The organism is Tessaracoccus zhenghani, assembly GCF_055326325.1.
This window is the reverse complement of the sequence record NZ_JBUZNQ010000001.1, coordinates 397,134-418,297: the sequence shown is the minus strand read 5'-3', so window position 1 is coordinate 418,297 and position 21,164 is coordinate 397,134. Positions and strand designations below refer to the sequence as shown.

Here is a 21,164-nt window from a genome sequence, read left to right as displayed (position 1 = left end):
CCGGTGCGGCCCCCGATTCCACGCCTGGAGCGATCCGTTCCCCTATAGTCAATGTCAATTCCGCAACGAAGCGAAGGTGGATCAACTGTGAGCAGCTCGACAGACCCGTCGCCGCGGCTCTCCCACGCGCGCGACATCTCGCGCCCGGGCTTCTATGTGAAGCTCGTCCTGATGATGCTGGTCAACGCGCTTGGCCTGTACGGCATCCTGGCCAGTTACGGCCAGCAGGAATGGGGAGTCCTCATTTTCCTGGCCCTGGCCCTCATCGTCGTCGACTACGTGTACTTCACGAAGCGTGCGATCCCCGCGAAGTACCTCGTGCCGGGCCTGCTGTTCCTGATCGTGTTCCAGATCTACGTCATGGCCAACACTGCCTATGTGGCCTTCACCAACTACGGCGACGGCCACAACGACGCCAAGGCCCCCGCGATCACGCAGATCATGAAGACGGCCGACCGTCGCGTCGAGGGCACCCAGACCTACCCCGTCACCGTGCTGGAGCGCGAAGGTGAGGTGGCCTTCGCCGTCGTGCAGGACGGGGTGGCCAAGGTGGGCGACACCGACACCCCGCTCGAGGAGGTTGCCGACGCGGTCGTCGACGGTGACAAGGTCACCGAGGTGCCGGGCGCCGAAGTGCTCACGCTCGCCCAGATCCAGCAGCGCCAACGCGACGTGCTCGACCTCCGCGTGTCCATGACGGACAATCCCGACGACGGGTGGTTGCGCACCGACAACGCCGCCATGGCCTATGTCGCGAAGTCGCTGCTGATCTACGACGAGGCGGCCGACACGTTCACTGATCCCGAGGGCAAGGTCTACACGGCCGACGAGAGCCAGGGCCTGTTCGTGGCCGAGGACGGCCAGAGCCTGACGCCGGGCTGGCGCGTCACCGTCGGCTTCGACAACTTCACCACGATGTTCACCGACGGTCGCCTGGCCGGGCCGTTCTTCGCAGCGCTCGGCTGGACGTTCGCGTTCGCCATCCTGTCGGTGCTCACCACCTTCGCCTTCGGCCTGATGCTGGCGGTGGTGTTCAATGATCCCCGGATCAAGGGCCGCACCGTCTACCGGGCACTGTTCATCCTTCCCTACGCCTTCCCGGGCTTCCTCGCGGCGCTGGTCTGGCGCGGCATGTTGAACCGCGACTTCGGCTTCATCAACGAGGTGCTGCTGGGAGGGGCGGCCATCCCCTGGCTGACGGACGGCACCATGGCGAAGCTGGCCATCCTGGGCGTGAACCTCTGGCTGGGCTTCCCCTACATGTTCCTGGTGGCCACCGGAGCGCTGCAGTCCATCCCCGGAGAGCTCACCGAGGCCGCGGTGGTGGACGGCGCAGGTCCGCTGCGCCGGTTCTGGTCGATCACCCTGCCACTGCTGCTGGTGTCGGTCGCGCCGCTGCTGATCGCGAGCTTCGCGTTCAACTTCAACAACTTCTCGCTGATCTTCATGTTGACCGGCGGTGGGCCCAACTATGCGGGCGCACCGTGGCCGATCGGCGAGACCGACATCCTCATCTCGATGGTCTACGCCATCGCGTTCGAGGGCGGCAACCGGATGTTCGGCCTGGCCAGCGCGATGTCGATCCTCATCTTCGTGGTGGTCGGCTTCATCTCGTGGCTGGGCTTCCGCCAGACCCGCAAGCTTGAGGAGATCATGTGATGGCCAGGAAGCTAGCCAACGGTGACAACGACACCCGCCTGCGCGGCGGCCGCTGGTGGGGCCAGGTGGGGTGGAAGCACATCCTCGCTCTGGTGGTGATCGCCTACTGCCTGTTCCCGATCCTCTACGTGCTGTCGGCCTCGCTCAACCCGGGCGGCACCCTGACGGGCTCCAATCGGCTGTTCCGAGCGTTCAGCAGCGTGCACTACGAGCGCCTGTTCACCACGGACTTCACGAAGTGGATGATCAACTCGTTCTTCGTCAGTTCGGTGACCGCCATCGGCACCGTGCTGATGGGCGCGGCCGCGGCCTACGCCTTCAGCCGCTTCCGGTTCGCCGGCCGCCGCGGCGGGCTGACGGCGCTGCTCATCATCCAGATGTTCCCGCAGATGCTGGCCTTCATCGCCATCTTCCTGCTGGCGCTGACCCTCGGCGAGATCTTCCCGATCCTCGGCATCGGCTCGCACCTGCAGCTCATCGCCATCTACCTGGGTGGCGCGCTGGGCGCCAACACCTTCCTGATGTACGGCTTCTTCAACACCATCCCGATGGACATCGACGAGGCCGCCAAGATCGACGGGGCCACGCATGCCCAGGTGTTCTGGGGCATCATCATGCGGCTGGTGACGCCCATCCTCGCCGTGGTGGGCCTGCTCAGCTTCGTCGGCTCGTACGGTGAGTTCATCCTGGCCAAGGTCATCCTGGCCCGCCCGGAGAACTACACGCTGGCGGTGGGCCTGTACGTCTGGGGTTCCGATGAGCGCAACGCCCCGTGGGGACTGTTCGCGGCGGGCGCGGTCATCGCGGCCATCCCGATCATCCTGCTGTTCATGTACCTCCAGAAGTACATCGTCTCCGGCCTGACGGCAGGTGGCGTGAAGGGCTGACGCCACAGGTCTCCGTCGTCCTCTCGCCCAGGAGGGCGAGGCGCTGAAGGCCTAGGTGGCGTCGACGCTGAGTGCTGCCCGGCAGACCCGTGGGCCCACCTCGAGGTGGCCCACGGTGAACCGGGAGCCCTCGGTGATGCCGTCCAGCAGGCCCTGGTGCACGGAGCAGACCAGCGGCAGTTGATCGACGTCGATGACCTCGCGGAACGGGCAGCGGGTGAACGTCAGCGAGTCCTCCGTGGTCAGCACTCCGAAGCCGCGCTGGCTGAGGTGGGCCTTGAGGCTCTCGACACCCAGCGCCTCGGGGTCGCGGGACCGTGCGCCCCAGATCCTGCCCGCGTGGCGGGCCCTTTCGGGGCCGTCGCTCTCCGGGGCGACGAACTCGCCCAGCAGGGCGTTCGCCAGTTCCAGCAGGTGCGTGTTGCCGATGGTGGGGGACTCGCTGGTGGCGGAGTAGAGCAGCGGTGGGCGGCCGGTGCGGCCGCTGGGCTCCGTGGAGCGCTCCGCGAAACCGGAGTCGACGAGGGCGTCGAGGTGGAACCGCGCTGAGTTCTTGTGCAGGTCCAGTTGCTGGGCCACTGCGCCCACAGTCAATGGCCCGCTGGCCGACTGCAGGAGTGACAGAACGCGGGTACGAGTGGGGCCTAGACCGTGCATCAATCCATTTAAACACAGCGTCGCAGGGCATTTACACGAGGGGTGTGGTGAAAGTCCGGGTAGCATGCGGACATGCTGGTTGACGGATATGGACGCACGGCGCGTGATCTACGCGTTTCGCTCACGGACCGCTGCAACCTGCGCTGCACCTATTGCATGCCCGCGGAGGGGCTGGACTGGCAGCCCGTTGACGAGACCCTCACCGACGACGAGATGGCTCGCGTCATCAGGGTCGCCGTCGAGAAGCTGGGCGTCACCCGGATCCGCTTCACCGGCGGAGAGCCGCTGCTGCGCGCCGGGCTGGAGCGCATCATCGCGTCGGCAGCCGCCATCACCCCCCGCCCGGAATTGGCGCTCACCACCAACGGCCTCGGCCTCGACAAGAGGGTCGAGGGCCTGGTGGCCGCCGGACTCAACCGCGTCAACATCTCCCTGGACTCGCTGGTCCGCGAACGCTACGCGCAACTCGCCCGCAGGGACCGGCTGCCGGATGTGCTGCGGGGCATCGAGGCCGCGCAGGCCGCAGGGCTGCGTCCGGTCAAGATCAACTCCGTGATCATGCGCGGTGTCAACGAGCCGGACATCGTGCCGCTGGCCCAGTTCTGCCTGGAGCGGGGATACGAACTGCGCTTCATCGAACAGATGCCGCTGGGTCCCAAGGGGGAGTGGGACCGCGACGCCATGGTCACCGCCGCGGAAATCCTGGGCGCGTTGGAAGAGCGCTTCGAGCTCAGCCCCGCCGAAGAACCGCGGGGTGCGGCCCCGGCGCAGCTGTGGCGGGTCGCGGCGGACGACGCGCAGCCCGGTGGGCTCGTGGGCGTGATCGCCTCGGTGACGCACCCCTTCTGCGGCGACTGTGACCGCTCCCGCATCACCTCGGACGGCCAGGTGCGCACCTGTCTGTTCTCCCGCACGGAGACGGACCTGCGCGCCATCCTGCGCGGTGGCGGCTCCGACGCCGACCTCGTCGCCGCCTGGACCGGCGCCCACCGCGCGAAGCCGAGGGCCCACGGGATCGACGAGGTGGATTTCGTCCAGCCAAACCGCACGATGAGTGCCATCGGCGGCTGACAGTAGGGAGATGAATCTGTGGAGGTCCGGTTCTTCGCCGGCGCTGCCGAAGCGGCAGGCGCCGACAGCCGAGTCATCGAGGCCCGTGGCCTGACCGCGGACCAGCTGGTCAGCCAACTCGCCGTTGGTAACGAGCGCCTGGCCAAGGTGCTCAATGTGAGCGCCCTGCTGGCAGACGGCACCCGCATCACGGACCGCAGCACGGACCTCTCAGAGGTCCAGTCGCTGGACGTGCTGCCGCCCTTCGCCGGGGGATGAGCCCGTGATCGCCGCCATCGTGCTGGGCGGGGGCCGATCGGCCCGTATGGGCACGGACAAACTGGCCCTCGAACTCGACGGCGCCACGCTGCTCGCGCGCACCTGCGCGGCCGCCGCCGGCGTCGCCGCGCGCGTGGTGGTGGCGGGTCACGAGCAGCCCGGGCTCGACGTCGAGTTCGCGCTGGAGGACCCACCCTTCGGGGGGCCCGTGGCGGGCATCGTGGCGGGGTTGCTGGCCCTGGACGCGCCCCCTGAGAACGACGGGGTGGACTCGGTGGTCATCCTCGCGGGGGACCTGGCGAACCCCCAGGCAGTCGTCGACCTCCTGACCACGGCACAGCTCGGAAAGGACGGTGTGGTGCTGGTCGATGCGGAGGGGTGGCCCCAGTACCTCGCGGGCCGCTACCGCCTCGGCGCCCTGCGTCGGGCGGTCGGCGAAGCGGGGGAGGTGCGCGACCTCTCGGTGCGCCGATTCCTGGGCGGCCTGGACGTCGCACGGGTGCCCGCGCCGCCGTCGGTCACAGCCGATCTCGACACGCCGGACCAGTTCGCTCGGGCAGATCGGTTGCTCTACGACACGCCGTAAGACATAATTTCGAAAATGTCATACAAACGGCCCCCGATGCAGGCAGACTGTGGCGCATGAGTACAGATTCCGCGCGCCTTGACGGCCCCGCCGCTGACGCCCTCCTCAAACTCGGGCGGTACTTCACTCAATGGGAGACCACGGATGACGACCGTGCCGTGTTCCGCCAGGGCGGACGCGAGGGTGACGTGTTCTACCGCGACAGGTGGAGCCATGACAAGGTGGTGCGCTCGACGCACGGCGTGAACTGCACCGGATCCTGCTCGTGGAAGGTGTACGTCAAGGACGGCATCATCACGTGGGAGGCTCAGCAGACCGACTATCCCACCACGGGTCCTGACCGCCCCGAGTACGAGCCGCGCGGCTGCCCCCGCGGCGCCGCGTTCTCCTGGTACACCTACTCCCCGACGCGGGTGCGCTACCCGTACGGCCGGGGCGTCCTCATCGAGATGTACCGCGAGGCCAAGAAGCGCCTCGGTGACCCGGTGGAGGCGTTCCGCGAGATCTCGACGGACCCGGCCAAGCGCCGCCGCTACCAACAGGCGCGCGGCAAGGGTGGCCTCGTGCGGATCAGCTGGGACGAGGCGCTGGAGATCGCCGCCGCCAGCTACGTCAACACCATCAAGAACTACGGCCCCGACCGGGTGGTGTCGTTCTCGCCCATCCCGGCGATGAGTCAGGTCAGCCACGCCATCGGCACGCGCTTCACCCACCTCATCGGTGGCGCCATGACCAGCTTCTACGACTGGTACGCCGACCTTCCCGTCGCGTCGCCCCAGGTCTTCGGTGACCAGACCGACGTGCCGGAATCCGGTGACTGGTGGGATGCCACCTACCTCATGATGTGGGGCTCCAACGTGCCGGTCACCCGCACGCCGGATGCGCACTGGATGGCCGAGGTCCGCTACCGCGGCACCAAGGTGGTCACCGTCGCCCCGGACTACGCCGACAACGTGAAGTTCGCCGATGAATGGCTCCCCGCCCAGGCCGGCACCGACGCCGCCCTGGCGATGGCCATGGGCCACGTGATGCTCAAGGAGAACTTCGTCGACCGCCAGGTGCCCTACTTCCAGGACTACGTGAAGCAGTACACGGACCTGGGCATGCTGATCACGCTGGTGGAGCACCCGAACGGCCACGGCCTGACCGCCGGGAAGTTCCTCACCGCGGCAGACCTGCCCGAGCACGCCGACAAGCCGGACGCAGCCTTCAAGACCGTCATGTGGGACCAGGCCGCCGCCGGGCCCGCCGTGCCGAACGGATCGATGGGTTTCCGCTACAACGAGGACGGCGCCGGCCAGTGGAACCTGGAGCTGGGCAGCATCGACCCGGCCCTGTCGCTCCTCGGCCAGGACGGCACCCAGGGCGTCGAGGTGGCCCTGCCCGTCTTCGAGGACCCGAAGGGTGTGGGCTCCATCATCCGCCGGGGCGTCCCCGCACGGAAGGTCGGTGACCACCTGGTCACCACCGTCTTCGACCTGATGCTCGCCCAGTACGGCGTCGGACGCGACGGCCTGCCCGGCACCTGGGCGAAGGGTTACGACGACGTCGACTCGCCCTACACCCCGGCTTGGCAGGCCGAGATCACCAGCGTGCCCGCCGAGGCCTGCATCCGCACGGCCCGCGAGTTCGCGCAGAACTCCGAGGAATCCAAGGGCCGCACGATGATCATCATCGGCGCCGGCATCTGTCACTGGTTCCACGCCGACACCACCTACCGCTCGATCATGGCGCTGCTCATGCTCACCGGTTGTATCGGCAAGAACGGCGGCGGCTGGGCCCACTACGTCGGCCAGGAGAAGTGCCGCCCCATGACGGGCTGGTTCAACATGGCCAACGCCATGGACTGGTCGCGCCCGCCGCGCACCATGATCGGCACCGCCTACTGGTACATGCACACCGACCAGTGGCGCACCGACGGCTTCTCCGCAGACCGGATCAAGTCGCCGCTGTCCACCGGCAGCCTCGACGGCGTGCACACCGCTGATGCGGTGGCGCTGTCGCACCGGTTGGGCTGGATGCCGTTCTACCCGCAGTTCGACGCGAACCCGCTGGACCTGGCGGACGAGGCGCAGGCCGCCGTCGACCGGGGTGACGCGGCCAGCGTGCAGGACTACGTGGCCGCGAAACTGAAGTCCGGCGAGATCAAGAGCTCCGTGGAGGACATCGACGCGCCCCAGAACTGGCCGCGCACCATGATCCTGTGGCGCTCGAACCTGTTCGGCTCCTCCGCCAAGGGCAACGAGTACTTCCTCAAGCACCTGCTCGGCACCCACAACAACGTGATGGAGAACCAGCACGGGGCAGACCTCCGTCCCGAGGTGGTGAAGTGGCACGACGAGGCCCCGGAGGGCAAGCTCGACCTGCTCATCACCGCTGACTTCCGCATGACCAGCTCCACCCTGTTGAGCGACATCGTGTTCCCGGCCGCCACCTGGTACGAGAAGTACGACCTGTCCAGCACCGACATGCATCCCTACGTGCACGCGTTCACGCCGGCGATCGACCCGCCGTGGGAGACGAAGTCGGACTTCGACGTGTTCGCTGAGCTGGCCATCAAGTTCTCCGAGATGGCCAAGGGGCGCCTCGACACCCGCAGGGACCTCGTCGCGGTGGCGATGCAGCACGACACCCCCGGCCAGCTGGCCCAGCCGGGCGGCACGGTGCCGGACTGGCGGGGCACGGATCTTCCGGCCGTGCCCGGCAGGAACCTGCCCATCCTGCAGGTGGTGGAGCGCGACTACACGGCGATCGCCGACAAGCTGCTCACCGTCGGCCCCTTGGCCGAGGAGCTGGGCTTCACGGTCAAGAACATCACGTACGACGTCTCGCACCAGGTGGGCGAGCTCGGTCAGCTGCATGGTGTCTACCCCTCGGGCCCGGCCGCCGGTCGCCCAGCGATCAACACCGACAAGCGCCTGGCAGAGGCGATCCTGATGTTCTCCGGCACCACCAACGGCGAACTGGCGACGCAGGGCTTCCGCACCTTGGAGAAGAAGACCGGCCGCCGCCTGGCAGATCTGTCGGAGGGCCTCGAAGAGCGTCGGATCACCTTCGCCCAGACCCAGCAGGCCCCCCAGCCCGTCATCACCTCCCCGGAGTGGTCCGGCTCGGAGACCGGTGGCCGCCGCTACGCGGCGTTCACCATCAACGTGGAGCGGCTCAAGCCGTGGCACACCCTCTCGGGCCGCATGCACTTCTTCCTCGACCACGACTGGATGACGGATGCGGGCGAGAACCTGCCGACCTTCCGGCCCCCGCTCGACATGACGGCCGCCTATGGCGAGCCTGAACTGGGCCCTACCGGGGAGAAGCAGATCACTCTGCGCTACCTCACGGTGCACAACAAGTGGTCCATCCACTCCGAGTACCAGGACAACCTCCTGATGCTGAGCCTGGGCAGAGGCGGTCCACAGGCCTGGTTGAGCGTGGCCGACGCGGCGTCCATCGGGGTCCGGGACAACGACTGGATCGAGCTCACCAACGCCAACGGCGTGTTCGTGGCCCGCGCCGTCGTCACCCCGAAACTGCCCGACGGCGTGGCCTATGTGCAGCACGCGCAGGAACGCACCATCGACGTGCCGAAGTCGGAGGCCACCGGCCGCCGCGGCGGCATCCACAACTCGGTGACCCGCATCCTGCTCAAGGCGACGCACCTCATCGGCGGTTACGCGCACCAGGCGTACGCCTTCAACTACATCGGCCCCACCGGCGTCCAGCGCGACATCGTGTCGACGGTGCGCCGCCGCTCGCAGGAGGTTCAGTACTGATGGCAAAGCAGCGACGTGTCATGGCCCAGGTGGCCATGGTGATGAACCTGGACAAGTGCATCGGGTGCCACACGTGTTCCGTGACGTGCAAGCAGGCGTGGACCAACCGCGCCGGCACCGAGTACGTCTGGTTCAACAACGTGGAGACCCGCCCGGGCCTCGGCTACCCCAGGCAGTACGAGGACCAGGAGAAGTGGCAGGGCGGCTGGGTCCGCACCAAGTCGGGCAGGCTGAAGCTGCGCTCGGGCGGCAGGTTCAAGAAGCTCCTGAGCATCTTCGCCTCGCCCGTGCAGCCTGAACTGGGCGACTACTACGAGCCGTGGACCTACGACTACGAGAACCTCATCCAGGCCCCGCTCGGCGACGACTTCCCGGTCGCGCGCCCCAAGTCGCTGATCACCGGCGACAACATGGCGATCACCGCCTCGGCCAACTGGGACGACTCGCTGGGCGGCATCAGCGAGACGATCGACCAGGACCCCATCGTGCGCAAACTGCGCGAAGAGGCGAACCAGGAGATCAAGGCGGAGTACGAGAAGACCTTCATGTTCTTCGTGCCCCGCATCTGTGAGCACTGCCTCAACCCGTCCTGCATGGCCGCTTGCCCGTCGGGCGCCATCTACAAGCGTGCGGAAGACGGCATCGTGCTGGTGGACCAGGACAAGTGCCGCGGCTGGCGCCAGTGCATCACCGGCTGTCCGTACAAGAAGATCTACTTCAACCACCGCTCCGGCAAGGCCGAGAAGTGCACCATGTGCTACCCCCGCCTGGAGGTGGGGCTGCCGACGGTGTGCTCCGAGACCTGCGTGGGGCGCCTGCGCTACATCGGCATCATCCTCTACGACCCGGACATGGTCACCAAGGCCGCGCTCGCCGATGACAAGGACCTCTACGAGGCTCAGCTCGACCTGATGCTGGACCCGAAGGACCCCGAGGTCATCCGCGACGCCAAGGCCAACGGCATCCCGTCGGACTGGCTGGAGGCCGCCCAGCGTTCCCCTGTCTACGCGCTGATCAAGCACTTCAAGGTCGCGCTGCCGCTGCACCCGGAGTACCGGACCATGCCGATGGTCTGGTACGTGCCCCCGCTGTCGCCGGTGGTGGACCTGCTGAAGGCGCAGGGCCACGACTCCGAGGCGGGTGGCAACCTGTTCGGCGCCATCGACACGCTGCGCATCCCCGTCGAGTACCTCGCGGAGCTGTTCACCGCGGGCGACGCCGACGTGGTCACCCTGGTACTGCAGAAGCTGGCGGCGATGCGCTCGTACATGCGTGACGTGACGCTCGGCCGCGAGCGGCAGCCGGAGTTGGCGCACGCCGTCGGCATGGAACCCAAGGCGCTGGAGCAGATGTACCGGTTGCTGGCCATCGCGAAGTACGACGAGCGCTACGTCATCCCCAAGGCGCACCGGGAGGACGCCCACAACCTGGAGGAGATGGGCTGCTCGCTCGACTTCGAAGGCGGACCGGGCGCCGGTGGCGAGGGGCCGTTCGGCTCGTCGTCCGGGCGTCCCATCCCCGTGGCCATCGAGAGCTTCGCCTCGGCGAAGGCCCGCCAGACGGACCCGGGGGCGGTGTGATGAGCGCCGTCATCTTCCAGGCCGCAGGCCTGCTGCTGACGTACCCCGATGAGGAGCTCCTGGGCCGCCTCGACCTCGTGGAGGAGGCGGTGGGGCAGACCCGCGCCGCCGCCGACTTCGCGCCGACGATCGCCCACCTGCGCTCCATGCCGCTGATGGAATTGCAGTCCTGGCACGTCCAGGAGTTCGACCTGTCCCGCCGCCACGCGCTCCACCTGACGTACTGGACCGACGGCGACACCCGCCGTCGCGGGGAGGTGCTGGCCGCGATCAAGCAGACGTACCGCGACTCCGGCCTGCTTGTCGACCTCGACGGCGAACTGCCGGATTTCCTGCCGATGGTGCTCGAATTCGCCGCGGTCGGGAATCCCGAGTTGGGCGTCGCACTGCTCAACAAGTTCCGGGCCTCGCTCGAACTGCTGCGCATCGGCCTGGCGGAGGACAAGCTGCCGCAGACGGGGCTGCTGGCGGCCATCTGCGCCCAGCTGGGTGGCGCGTCGCCGCAGTCGCGCGCCGAGGTGCGCGACCTCATGGCCGGACCGCCTGCTGAAACCGTCGGCCTGGAGCAGACCCTCCTGCCGTATCCCACGATGCAAGGAGCCGCACGATGAAATTCCTGCTCTGGGGCGTGCTGCCCTACGTCGTCCTCTTCGTCCTGGTGGGCGGGCTGATCTGGCGCTACAAGTTCGACCAGTTCGGCTGGACCACCAGGTCCTCGCAGATGTACGAGTCGAAGATGCTCAAGGTCGCCTCGCCGCTGTTCCACTTCGCGCTGATCGCCGTGCTCATGGGCCACCTCGTGGGCCTGCTGATCCCCAAGGTGTTCACCGACTGGGTCGGTCTCGACCAGCACACGTACCACCTGGGTGCCTACTACGGCGGCGGTCTGGCGGGCCTGGCGCTCGTCGTCGGTCTGGCGCTGCTGATCTGGCGTCGGCGTCGCACCGGTTCTGTGTTCGCCGCCACCACCTGGAACGACAAGATCATGTACCTGGTGTTGGCCACGGTGATCGGCCTGGGCATGGTCGCCACCCTCACCGGCGACCGGTTCGCCGACGGCACCGAACACAACTACCGCGAGACGGTCTCCATCTGGTTCCGCTCACTGTTCGTCCTCCAGCCCGACGTGGACGCGATGGCCGCCTCCACCTGGCAGTTCCAGACGCACGTGGTCATCGGCCTGCTGTTGTTCGCGATCACGCCGTTCACCCGGCTGGTGCACGCCTTCTCAGCGCCGTTCCACTACCTCTTCCGCCCCTACATCGTGTACCGCACCCGCGCCACCTCGCCGCGCCGCTCGGCCACCCGCACGGGCCGGGGCTGGGATCCGGTGGGTACCCGTGACAACGAGAAAACCCGTCGCTAGGACCTCCCTTGACCAAACACCTCATCGAGGTCGCGCCCATCCACGAAACCGGCAAGGGCGCAGGCCGGGTACTCACGATGTCCACCATCGCGTTCACCCTGATGTTCGCCGTGTGGCTCATGTTCGGCATCCTCGGCATCCCCATCCAGAAGGAACTGGGGATCTCGGACGAAGAACTCAGCTGGATCGCCGCCCTGGCCGTCCTCAACGGGTCGATGTGGCGGCTGCCCGCGGGCATCATCGCCGACCGCATCGGCGGCCGTAAGGTCACGCTCTTCCTGCTGTTCGCCTGTGCCGTCCCCGCCTATCTGGTCTCGCTGGCGGACAACTACACGATGCTCCTGGTCCTGGCGTTCCTCGTGGGCTTCGCGGGCAACCTCTTCTCCGTGGGCACCACCTGGAACTCCGCGTGGCACTCGAAGAGCCGCCAGGGGCTCGCGCTGGGCGTGTTCGGGGCCGGCAACGTCGGCGCGTCGGTCACCAAATTCATCGGCCCCGTCCTGATCACCACCACGGCCGGCTCCACCTTCTTCCTGGGCATCCAGGGTGGGTGGCGGCTCATCCCCGTGATCTACGCGGTGCTGCTCGTCATCACGGGCGTCGCCACGTGGCTGATCGTGCCGCGCGTGGATCGCGCCCCCGGCACGGCGAAGCCCGTCTCCGAGATGCTCAAGCCGCTCAGCAACGTGCGCGTGTGGCGCTTCAGCGTCTACTACGTGGCCGTGTTCGGCGCCTACGTGGCGTTGTCGGCGTGGCTGCCCAAGTACTACGTGGACAACTTCGACATCGACCTCGCCCTCGCCGGGCTGTTGACAGCCACCTTCATCTTCCCCGCCTCGCTGCTGCGCCCCGTCGGGGGTTGGATGAGCGACCGGTGGGGCGCCCGCAAGGTCATGTACTGGACGTTCGCGCTGATGCTGGTCACCAGCGGCATCCTCATGATGCCCAACGGCCACATCACCATCGTGCATCCCGACGGTTCCCAGACCCAGCACCTGCACTACTCCATGCAACTGCCCTGGTTCGTCCTCGTGGTGTTCCTGCTGGGCTGTGCCATGGGCTTCGGCAAGGCGGCGGTCTTCAAGCACATCCCCGAGTACTTCCCGGAGAACGTCGGCTCTGTCGGCGGGCTCGTGGGCACGCTCGGCGGCCTGGGCGGCTTCATCCTGCCGCCCCTGTTCGCCTACTCGAAGACGTGGTCCGGGTTCCCCAGCAGCACGTTCTTCGTCATCTTCGTCCTCACGGTGATCTGCGCCGCGTGGATGCACATCACCATCGTCCGGATGCTCCATGAGGAGACCCCGCAACTCGCCGGCACGATCGAACGACCCATGGAGGAGGCCACGCAATGAGTACAAAGCTGGAGACGAAGGGCGACTGGCTCGTCTCGTGGGACCCCGAGGACGAGTCCAAGTGGGACAAGAAGCTCGCCTGGAACACGTTGACGGTGTCGACGTTCACGCTCACCCTGTGTTTCGTGGCGTGGTTCCTGCCGAGCGCCATCATCCCCAAGCTCAACGCGCTGGGCTTCACCTTCACCAAGGCGCAGCTGTACTGGATGGCCTCGATGCCGGGCCTCTCCGGTGGCCTCCTGCGCCTGGTCTGGATGGTGCTCCCGCCCAAGATCGGCACCCGCAAAATGGTGGTGCTCACCACCCTGCTGCTGATCCTGCCGGTCCTCGGCTGGGGCTTCGAAGTGACCAACCCCGACGTGCCCTATTGGCGCCTCATGGGGCTGGCGTTCCTGGCCGGTATCGGCGGCGGCGCCTTCTCCGGCTTCATGCCGTCGACCTCCTACTTCTTCCCCAAGCGCATGCAGGGCACCGCGCTGGGCCTACAGGCCGGGATCGGCAACTTCGGCGTCTCGCTCGTGCAGCTGCTGACGCCCTGGCTCATCTCGTTCGGCATGTTCACGTTCCTGGGTTCGCAGCAGATGGCGGTCTCCGGTGAGCAGCCGGTCACCATCTGGTACCAGAACTCGGCGCTGGTGTACCTCCCCTTCATCATCGCGGGCGCCATCTGGGCCTACATCGTCCTGAAGTCCGTGCCGGTCAAGGCCAACATCAAGCAGCAGTTCGACATCTTCAACAACCCGGACACCTGGCTGATGACGCTGCTCTACATCATGACCTTCGGTACGTTCTCGGGCCTGTCGGCGCAGTTCGGCCTGCTGATGGCCAACCTCTACGGCGCCGCGAACCCGCAGATCGTGGAGGGCGCCGGTGCCGCTGCCCAGGTGCTCATCGAGGGCTATTCGGTGCCGGATCCGGTGAAGTTCGTCTTCCTCGGCCCGCTGGTCGGGGCCGGTGCGCGCATCCTGTTCTCACCGCTCACGGACCGCATGGGCGGTGCGGTCTGGACCCTGGTGTCCGGCATCGGCATCTTCGTGTCCATCCTCATCACCATCCCGTCGCTGACGCCGGACTACTCCAGCGCGGAGGCCCTTCAGAGCTCGTTCAACCTGTTCCTCTGGGGCATGCTGGCGATCTTCCTGTTCTCCGGGATCGGCAACGCGTCCACGTTCAAGCAGATGCCGATGATCTTCGAGCGACGCCAGGCCGGCGGCGTGATCGGCTGGACGGGCGCCATCGCCGCGTTCGGGCCGTTCCTGTTCGGCGTGGGCCTCACCATCATGTCGCCCACGACGTTCTACATCATCGGCGCCGTCTTCGCGGTGATGTGCATCGGCATCGCCTGGGTGCGCTACGCGCGGCCCGGGGCCCCGAAGCCCAGCTGAGCCGGCACGGTGACCGTGCGAGGGGAGCGAGGGAAACGATCGAAGGACATACCATGACAGCCATGATCCGGACCGCTGGCGTGACCTCCACCGACGTCGACACCGACGCGCTCCTCTCGGCCGTGCACGACGACCGGGCCGGTGCCGTGGTCTCGTTCGCCGGGGTGGTGCGCGACCACGACCACGGCAAGGCGGTCACGGCCATCGAGTACGTCGGCCACCCGTCGGCGGATCAGGTGATGCGTCAGGTGGTGGAGGAGTTCGTGGGTCGCGACGGCGTGCACGCCATCGCCGCCCAGCACCGCGTCGGTCACCTCGGCATCGGGGGAGTGGCGCTGTTCGTCGCCGTCGCGGCCTCGCACCGCAAGCAGGCGTTCGAGTGCGCGTCGGATCTCGTGGACCGGGTCAAGGAGATTCTTCCCGTCTGGAAGAAGCAGTTCCTCGCGGACGGCACGCACGAGTGGTCCCAATGCCCGTGACGCAGGCACCGCTCACGGAGGAGCAACTCGAGCGCTACGTCCGCAACATCGACGTGGTGGGCATGGGCGTCCAGGGGCAGCAGAGGCTGTTGTCGTCGTCGGTGCTGGTGATCGGCGCCGGGGGCCTGGGGTCCGCGGCGCTGCCGTACCTGGCGGCCGCCGGCGTGGGCCGGATCGGGGTCGTCGACGGCGACCACGTGGAACTCAAGAACATGCAGCGCCAGGTGCTGCACACCGAACTGGGCCGCAACAAGGCCGTGTCGGGCGCCGAGCGGCTGCGGGCGTTGAACCCGGACGTCACCGTCGAGGAGTTCCCCGAGTACATCGATCTCGAGCGGGCCAAGGAACTGTTCACCGGTTTCGATCTGGTGATGGACTGCTGTGACACGTTCGGCGCCAAGTTCCTCATCTCCGACGCCGCGGAGGCCGTGGGCGCACGCCTCGTGTGGGCCACCGCGGTGGGCATGCAGGGCCAGTGTTCCGTTTTCGGTGTCCCCGACGCCCACGGGGACAGGCTCTACCTGCGCGACCTCATCCCCGTCGAACCGGCCGACGGTGACTACCCGAAGGCCACCGACATCGGCGTGCTCGGGGCCATGGTCGGCCAGATCGGTGCTCTGCAGGCCACCGAGGCCATCAAGTTGTTGGCCGGCTACGGCGAGCCGCTCGTCGGGCGTGTCATGGTGCTCGACGCCGCCCGCGGCCGTTGGGCTGTGCTCCCGCTGAGAAAGGCCGCCTGATGTTGAGCGTTGAGGACTACCTCGCGCGCGTCGTCAGCCTGGCCACCGTGGTGCCCGCGGAGGACGTGGCGGTGTCCGACGGCGTCGGCCGCGTGCTGGCCGAGGGACTCTCCGCGCGGTTCGCCGTGCCGCCCTTCGACAACTCTGCGATGGACGGTTTCGCTGTCCGGGCCGCAGACCTCTCCGCCGGCGTGCGGCTGAGGGTGATCGGCGACGTGCCCGCCGGCGCCTCGTGGGCGCCCACCGTCGGCGCGAGGGAGTGCGCGCGGATCATGACGGGGGCGCCACTGCCGCCCGGGGCCGATTCCGTGGTGCCGGTGGAACTGACGGACCAGCCCATGGGCGACGCGCCCCTGCCGGAGTGGGTCGTCGTGCACGAGACCGTCGACGCCGGGAGGCACGTGCGCCACAGGGGCGAGGACGTGCCGGTCGGCCAGTTGGTGCTGCCCGCGGGAACCGTGTGGAGCGCGGAGGCCACGGCGGCCGCCGCGTCGATCGGTTACGGGAGCGTGCCGCTGCGTCGCCGCCCCCGGGTGGCGGTGCTGGCCACGGGAGACGAACTCGTCGCGCCGGGGGAAGAACTGGGCTTCGGCCAGATCCCGGATTCCAATTCCTATCTGCTCGAGGCGCTGGTGTCGCGCTTCGGCGGCGACGTCGTCCTGAGGCGCGCCGTCGGCGACGACACAGCCCAGTTCCGCGCGGTGCTCGACGAGGCGATTGCGGCAGACGTGATCGTCACCACCGGCGGCGTCTCCGTGGGGGCCTTCGAGGTGGTGCGCCAGGTGGTGGAGGGCGACATCGAGTTCGTCCGGGTCAACATGCAGCCGGGGAAACCCCAGGCGAGCGGGCTGCTGCGCGCCGCGGACGGCAGGGGCGTGCCCTTCCTGGGCCTCCCAGGCAACCCCGTCAGTACCTGGGTCTCCGCCTGGCTGTTCCTCCGCCCGCTCCTGGCCGAGCTCACCGGAGCGGCGAAGAAGCCCCTCACCCTCCAACTGCCGGTGCGCGAGACCTGGCGCAAGTCCTCCAGCCGCCGCCAGTACATCCCGGTGCGGCTCGTCGACGGGGGAGTCGCCCCCTCCCACGGGCTGGGCTCCGGCTCGCACCTGATCGCTTCACTGCACCGTGCCGACGGAATGGCGATGGTGCCTGAGGACCGGGAGTCGCCTGGGGAGACCGTTGAGGTGCTGATCACCCGCTGAGGTCATCCGCGGGATAGGTCACAGACCCGTGGCGCGGTTCGGCTCCAGGGGTGAGGGTGGCGGGGTCTGCCTTGGTGGGCGACATGATGTGCCGCACGTCGTCGCCGAGCGCCAGGAGGTGGTCCGCGATGATCCGGCGGTGGCACCGCCACCAGACCGCCTCGGAACACATCACGGTGGGTCGGCGGGGCCCGAGCGCCCGGAACTGCTGCAACGCCCGCCCGAAATCCTCGCCCATGGCCCAGTCCGCGTAGTTGTGGAAGCTCTGGTTGCGCCACAACCCGTTGAGCGACGGGTCCACCGTCTTCGACTTGTTCCGGCGCCCACCCAGGTCTTCGATCCGCAGGTACTCGATGCCGCGCTCCGGGAGAGAGGTGGCGAGCGCCTCGCTGTTGAAGTGCGGGAACTTGCGCGACCCCGGCAGGCTGCGCACATCGGCGAGCACGCCCACCTCGTGGGCGGCGAGCAGGTCGATGAACTCCTCGATACTGCGGTCTGAATGTCCGACGGTGAACAACGGCATCCACCAAGGCTAGGCGCTCGGGCCCTCATCCGGTCCGCAGCCCGCACGGTAGGTTTGCCGCATGGAATTCACCCACCTCGACGGTCAGGGCCAGGCCTTCATGGTCGACGTCACCGCCAAGCAGCCGACCGTCCGCTCCGCCACCGCCGTCGCCACGGTGCGGACGTCGCCCGAGGTGGTGCAGGCGCTGCGCACCGGCACAGTGCCGAAGGGCGACGTGCTGGCCGTGGCCAGGGTCGCCGGCATCGCGGCCGCCAAGAAGACGCCGGACCTCCTGCCGCTGGCGCACGTCATCGGGGTGCACGGCTGCACGGTGGAGCTCGAGATCACCGACGGCGGCGTGGACATCACCGCCACCGTGCGCACGGCTGACCGCACCGGCGTCGAGATGGAGGCCCTCACCTCGGTCACCGTCGCGGCGCTGGCGATCGTCGACATGGTCAAGGGCGTGGACCGCAGCGCGGAGATCGTCTCGGCGAAGATCACGGCCAAGAGCGGTGGCCGCTCAGGCGACTGGGTGCGCCCGTCAGCCGTGTGACGCCGGCGCGCTCATGTCGTGATCGGCCCCGTCGAGTTGGTCGACGATGTGGGCCAGCAGGGGCCCGATGACGGCCATCGTGTCACGCACCCCACCGCGTGAACCGGGAGCGTTGATGATGAGCGCCCGCTTCGCGTCGGGAAGGGCCAGCACGCCCGCCACGCCGCGGCTCAACAGCGCCAGGGGCTGCCTCTGGGCCCCCCGGCGGCGGACCTCCTCCATCAGCCCGGGCACCTCGTAGGCGATGAGGTCTCGGGTGATCTCGACGGTGATGTCCGTGGGGCTGACCCCGGTACCCCCGCTGGTGACGACCACGCGGGCACCCGCGTCCACAGCACTGGCGACGGCGAGCCGGATCTGCTCAGGATCGTCAGGCACGATCACCGGATCCGGCGTGTCGAACCCTGCCTCCCTCAGCGCGAGGGCGGCCACGGGGCCGGAGCGGTCCTCGTAGACGTCGGCGAAGGCGCGGTCCGAGCAGGTGATCACGGCGGCGGGATGGCTCATGGATTCCAGCCTAGGCGATAGGTTGTGGAGGACGGCGTTGGCGACGAGGCGAGGAGGGGTGCCATGCGTTGGGTGCTCGGCCTCGCCCTGGCCGCGTCGGCCCTGACCGGGTGCGCGCCCACCTCCGGGGGCCCGCTGCGGGTCTTCGCCGCAGCCTCGCTCCATCAGGTACTCCCGCAACTCGAGCCGGAGGCCGACTACTCCTTCGACGGGTCCTCCGGCCTCGTCGACCAGATCGCCGGTGGCGCACGGGCCGATGTGTTCGCCTCTGCGGACCGGAACACCATGGACCGCGCTGTCAGGGAGGGACTCATCGACGGCGAGCCCGTGATGTTCGCGACGAACCACCTCGTCCTGGTGGTGCCAACCGGCAACCCTGGCGGCGTGACAGGGTTCGACGCCTCGCTCGACGGTGTGAAGCTGGTGGTCTGTGCCGAGGAGGTGCCCTGCGGCGCCGCCAGCCGGCGGTTGGCCGATTCGAATGGCGTGGCGCTGAGGCCCGTGTCGGAAGAGACCAAGGTCACCGACGTGCTCGGCAAGGTGGCTTCGGGCGAAGCCGACGCAGGGCTGGTCTACGCCACCGATGCGGCCACCTCCGAGGCCGTCGAGATCCTCCCGGTGCCCGGGGCGGAGCAGGATCCCACCACGTACTGGGTGGCCGTGCTGAAGGGCGCCGCTCGCCCCGAAGCTGCGCGTGCCTACGCGGAAAGGCTCGCGGGTCAGTGGGGCGCGCAACTGCAGGGCTTCGGGTTCGGGTCGCCGTCATGAACGTCCCACGGTGGGCCTGGCTGCCGTTCGGCGTCGCGGTGGCACTCCTGGCCGTCCCGCTCCTGGCGCTCGTCATCCGGGCTCCCTGGGGGCGCCTCCCCGAACTCCTGGCCTCGGAACGCGCGATGGACGCGCTCACGCTGAGCCTCGCCACGTGCGTCGTCTCGACACTGATCGTGCTGGTCATCGGCACCCCCACGGCGCTGGTGCTCGCCCGCTCCAGGGGCGCCTGGGCGCGGTGGGTGCGCACCCTGGTGACGGTGCCCATGGTGCTGCCGCCCGTGGTGGCCGGGCTTGCGCTGCTGATCGCGCTCGGGCGTCGGGGCCTGATCGGGCAGCACCTGTCGGTGCTCGGCATCGAGATCGGCTTCACCACGGCGGCCGTGATCGTGGCGCAGACCTTCGTGGCGCTGCCGTTCCTGGTGGTCTCCCTGGAGGGCGCCTTCCGTGCCGCTGGCGGCGACTACGAACGGGCCGCGTCCTACCTCGGCGCCAGCCCCTCCCGCTCCTTCTTCACCGTGACGCTGCCCATGCTGGCGCCGGCCGTCGGCTCCGGCACCGCGCTCGCCTTCGCCAGGGCGCTGGGGGAGTTCGGCGCCACGCTGACCTTCGCAGGCTCCCTGCAGGGCGTCACCCGCACGCTGCCGCTCGAGATCTACCTCCTCCGCGAGGGCGATACGGACCTGGCGCTGGCGCTCGCCGTCGTGCTGCTGGCCGTCGCCGCGCTGGTGGTGGGGCTCTCGCACGGGCTGAGGAGCCTGCATGACTGACGCGGTGCGCATCGAGGCGACGGTGGCCGCACGCGGCCTGGACCTCGCCGTCGGCATCCCTGAGGGCAGGACCGTCGCCGTGGTGGGGCCCAACGGGTCCGGCAAGTCGAGCCTCATCCATCTTATCGCCGGGAGCCTGGCCCCAGACACCGGCTCCGTGACGATGCTGGGCCGCACGGTGTCGGCACCCGGCCGTCTGCTGCCTGCACACCGTCGCAGGCTGGGGTACCTGGAGCAGCGCGCCCTGCTGTTCCCGCACCTGACGGTGCTCGAGAACGTCGCCTACGGGCCGCGCTCCCGTGGCGCGTCGATGGCCGCGGCGCGGGAGCGCGCCGCGCGGGAACTGGAGGAGATCGGCCTGGGGGACCTCGCTCAACGGCGCCCGGCGCAACTGTCCGGGGGCCAGGCGCAGCGCGTGGCGCTGGCCCGGGCGCTGGCCATCGACCCCGACGTGATGCTGCTCGACGAACCCTTCGCGGCGCTGGACGCCACGGTCGCTCCCGAACTCCGGCGACTGTTGCGCGCCCGGCTGCGCGGGCTGACCACCGTGCTGGTGACCCACGATTTCCTCGACGTGGTGTCGCTGGCGGACCACGTCATCGAGCTGGGAAAGGGCTCCGTCGTGGGGGGCGGCGCCGTCGAGGACGTGGCGCAGGGGCCGTCGACGGAGTTCCTGGCCCACTTCGTGGGGCTCAACCTGCTGCGCGGAGTCATCGACGACGACGGGGCCCTCGCGCTGGGCGAGGGGGTCGCCGTGGCCGGGCTCGCGGAGCGTGGGCTGACCCGCGGCGAGGCGCGGGCCGTCTTCCCTCCCACGGCGGTGTCCGTCTTCCGTACCGCTCCGCACGGGAGCCCCCGCAACGTGCTGCCGGCGGTGGTGGAACTGGTGGAGGACCGGTGGCCGGTGCAGCGCGTGATCCTGCGCGTGGCGGGGCACCGCTTGGCCGCCGACCTCACCCCCGAATCCGTCCGGGAGATGGCGCTGGCGCCGGGGGACCGGGTGCTGGCGGTCCTCAAGGCGACCCAGGTCGCGTTGTATCAGGGCTGATCGCGATGACAGGTCCCAGGC

The 21,164-nt window shown here is 68.6% G+C and carries 21 protein-coding genes; 18 read left to right on the top strand and 3 right to left on the bottom strand.

Annotated features, from left to right (window positions below; genetic code table 11):
* Positions 1–87 precede the first annotated feature (87 nt).
* Together ACZK4S_RS01860 and ACZK4S_RS01855 are read left to right on the top strand one after the other, a co-directional pair.
* The gene (locus ACZK4S_RS01860) at positions 88–1,659 is read left to right on the top strand and encodes an ABC transporter permease subunit (protein ID WP_463643176.1); all 1,572 of its coding nucleotides are present in this window, start codon (positions 88–90) and stop codon (positions 1,657–1,659) included.
* Positions 1,659–2,546 (top strand): sugar ABC transporter permease, encoded by an 888-nt coding sequence (locus ACZK4S_RS01855; protein WP_463643175.1) that lies wholly within the window; start codon positions 1,659–1,661, stop codon positions 2,544–2,546. The genes ACZK4S_RS01860 and ACZK4S_RS01855 overlap by 1 nt, the downstream gene beginning before the upstream one ends.
* 51 nt (positions 2,547–2,597) lie before the next feature.
* Here ACZK4S_RS01855 and ACZK4S_RS01850 read toward each other — a convergent pair whose 3' ends face one another.
* Positions 2,598–3,203, bottom strand: a complete 606-nt coding sequence (locus ACZK4S_RS01850; protein ID WP_463643174.1) for a helix-turn-helix transcriptional regulator — start codon at positions 3,201–3,203, stop codon at positions 2,598–2,600.
* A gap of 72 nt (positions 3,204–3,275) precedes the next feature.
* Between ACZK4S_RS01850 and moaA the strand changes: the two genes are divergently transcribed.
* The 12 genes from moaA (at position 3,276) to ACZK4S_RS01790 (ending at position 16,989) form a co-directional block, all read left to right on the top strand.
* Positions 3,276–4,274, top strand: a complete 999-nt coding sequence (gene moaA / locus ACZK4S_RS01845; RefSeq protein WP_463643173.1) for a GTP 3',8-cyclase MoaA — start codon at positions 3,276–3,278, stop codon at positions 4,272–4,274.
* Between the two features lie 18 nt (positions 4,275–4,292).
* Positions 4,293–4,532 carry a MoaD/ThiS family protein gene (locus tag ACZK4S_RS01840; protein ID WP_463643172.1) on the top strand — a complete coding sequence of 80 codons (240 nt, stop codon included), beginning with the start codon at positions 4,293–4,295 and terminating at the stop codon, positions 4,530–4,532.
* 4 nt (positions 4,533–4,536) lie between these two features.
* Positions 4,537–5,118: a molybdenum cofactor guanylyltransferase gene (mobA, locus tag ACZK4S_RS01835; RefSeq protein WP_463643171.1), complete on the top strand. Its 582-nt coding sequence runs from the start codon at positions 4,537–4,539 to the stop codon at positions 5,116–5,118.
* Positions 5,119–5,174: 56 nt separating this feature from the next.
* Positions 5,175–8,888, top strand: a complete 3,714-nt coding sequence (locus tag ACZK4S_RS01830; RefSeq protein ID WP_463643170.1) for a nitrate reductase subunit alpha — start codon at positions 5,175–5,177, stop codon at positions 8,886–8,888.
* Entirely contained in the window at positions 8,888–10,468 is a 1,581-nt protein-coding gene (narH, locus tag ACZK4S_RS01825) for a nitrate reductase subunit beta (RefSeq protein WP_463643169.1), read from the top strand. The genes ACZK4S_RS01830 and narH overlap by 1 nt, the downstream gene beginning before the upstream one ends.
* Positions 10,468–11,079: a nitrate reductase molybdenum cofactor assembly chaperone gene (gene narJ, locus ACZK4S_RS01820; RefSeq protein WP_076060959.1), complete on the top strand. Its 612-nt coding sequence runs from the start codon at positions 10,468–10,470 to the stop codon at positions 11,077–11,079. Before narH ends, narJ begins: the two co-directional genes overlap by 1 nt.
* Positions 11,076–11,834 carry a respiratory nitrate reductase subunit gamma gene (gene narI / locus ACZK4S_RS01815; RefSeq protein WP_463643168.1) on the top strand — a complete coding sequence of 253 codons (759 nt, stop codon included), beginning with the start codon at positions 11,076–11,078 and terminating at the stop codon, positions 11,832–11,834. The genes narJ and narI overlap by 4 nt, the downstream gene beginning before the upstream one ends.
* 8 nt (positions 11,835–11,842) lie before the next feature.
* Positions 11,843–13,186 (top strand): MFS transporter, encoded by a 1,344-nt coding sequence (locus ACZK4S_RS01810; protein ID WP_233120751.1) that lies wholly within the window; start codon positions 11,843–11,845, stop codon positions 13,184–13,186.
* Entirely contained in the window at positions 13,183–14,571 is a 1,389-nt protein-coding gene (locus ACZK4S_RS01805; protein WP_076060954.1) for an MFS transporter, read from the top strand. Before ACZK4S_RS01810 ends, ACZK4S_RS01805 begins: the two co-directional genes overlap by 4 nt.
* 62 nt (positions 14,572–14,633) lie before the next feature.
* Positions 14,634–15,050 (top strand): molybdenum cofactor biosynthesis protein MoaE, encoded by a 417-nt coding sequence (locus tag ACZK4S_RS01800; RefSeq protein WP_076061032.1) that lies wholly within the window; start codon positions 14,634–14,636, stop codon positions 15,048–15,050.
* Positions 15,041–15,790 (top strand): HesA/MoeB/ThiF family protein, encoded by a 750-nt coding sequence (locus ACZK4S_RS01795; RefSeq protein WP_076060952.1) that lies wholly within the window; start codon positions 15,041–15,043, stop codon positions 15,788–15,790. Before ACZK4S_RS01800 ends, ACZK4S_RS01795 begins: the two co-directional genes overlap by 10 nt.
* Positions 15,790–16,989 carry a molybdopterin molybdotransferase MoeA gene (locus ACZK4S_RS01790; RefSeq protein ID WP_463643167.1) on the top strand — a complete coding sequence of 400 codons (1,200 nt, stop codon included), beginning with the start codon at positions 15,790–15,792 and terminating at the stop codon, positions 16,987–16,989. The genes ACZK4S_RS01795 and ACZK4S_RS01790 overlap by 1 nt, the downstream gene beginning before the upstream one ends.
* On the opposite strand, the gene ACZK4S_RS01785 is transcribed toward ACZK4S_RS01790, so the two are convergent.
* Positions 16,979–17,512, bottom strand: coding sequence for a DUF488 domain-containing protein (locus tag ACZK4S_RS01785; RefSeq protein ID WP_463643166.1), 534 nt, complete (start codon positions 17,510–17,512; stop codon positions 16,979–16,981). The genes ACZK4S_RS01790 and ACZK4S_RS01785 overlap by 11 nt on opposite strands.
* 61 nt (positions 17,513–17,573) lie before the next feature.
* Here ACZK4S_RS01785 and moaC point away from each other — a divergent pair, with 61 nt between their 5' ends.
* Positions 17,574–18,050, top strand: coding sequence for a cyclic pyranopterin monophosphate synthase MoaC (gene moaC, locus ACZK4S_RS01780; RefSeq protein WP_076060947.1), 477 nt, complete (start codon positions 17,574–17,576; stop codon positions 18,048–18,050).
* On the opposite strand, the gene ACZK4S_RS01775 is transcribed toward moaC, so the two are convergent.
* Complete coding sequence (locus tag ACZK4S_RS01775) at positions 18,039–18,557, bottom strand: MogA/MoaB family molybdenum cofactor biosynthesis protein (RefSeq protein WP_463643165.1); 519 nt, start codon at positions 18,555–18,557, stop codon at positions 18,039–18,041. The two genes, moaC and ACZK4S_RS01775, sit on opposite strands and share 12 nt — an antisense overlap.
* A 63-nt stretch (positions 18,558–18,620) precedes the next feature.
* On the opposite strand from ACZK4S_RS01775, the gene modA reads away from it, so the two are divergent.
* The 3 genes from modA to ACZK4S_RS01760 are packed head-to-tail and all read left to right on the top strand — an operon-like array spanning position 18,621 to position 21,143.
* Positions 18,621–19,325, top strand: a complete 705-nt coding sequence (gene modA / locus ACZK4S_RS01770) for a molybdate ABC transporter substrate-binding protein (RefSeq protein ID WP_463643164.1) — start codon at positions 18,621–18,623, stop codon at positions 19,323–19,325.
* Positions 19,322–20,095, top strand: coding sequence for an ABC transporter permease (locus ACZK4S_RS01765; protein WP_463643163.1), 774 nt, complete (start codon positions 19,322–19,324; stop codon positions 20,093–20,095). Before modA ends, ACZK4S_RS01765 begins: the two co-directional genes overlap by 4 nt.
* The gene (locus tag ACZK4S_RS01760) at positions 20,088–21,143 is read left to right on the top strand and encodes a sulfate/molybdate ABC transporter ATP-binding protein (protein ID WP_463643162.1); all 1,056 of its coding nucleotides are present in this window, start codon (positions 20,088–20,090) and stop codon (positions 21,141–21,143) included. Before ACZK4S_RS01765 ends, ACZK4S_RS01760 begins: the two co-directional genes overlap by 8 nt.
* The last annotated feature ends 21 nt before the right edge of the window (positions 21,144–21,164 follow it).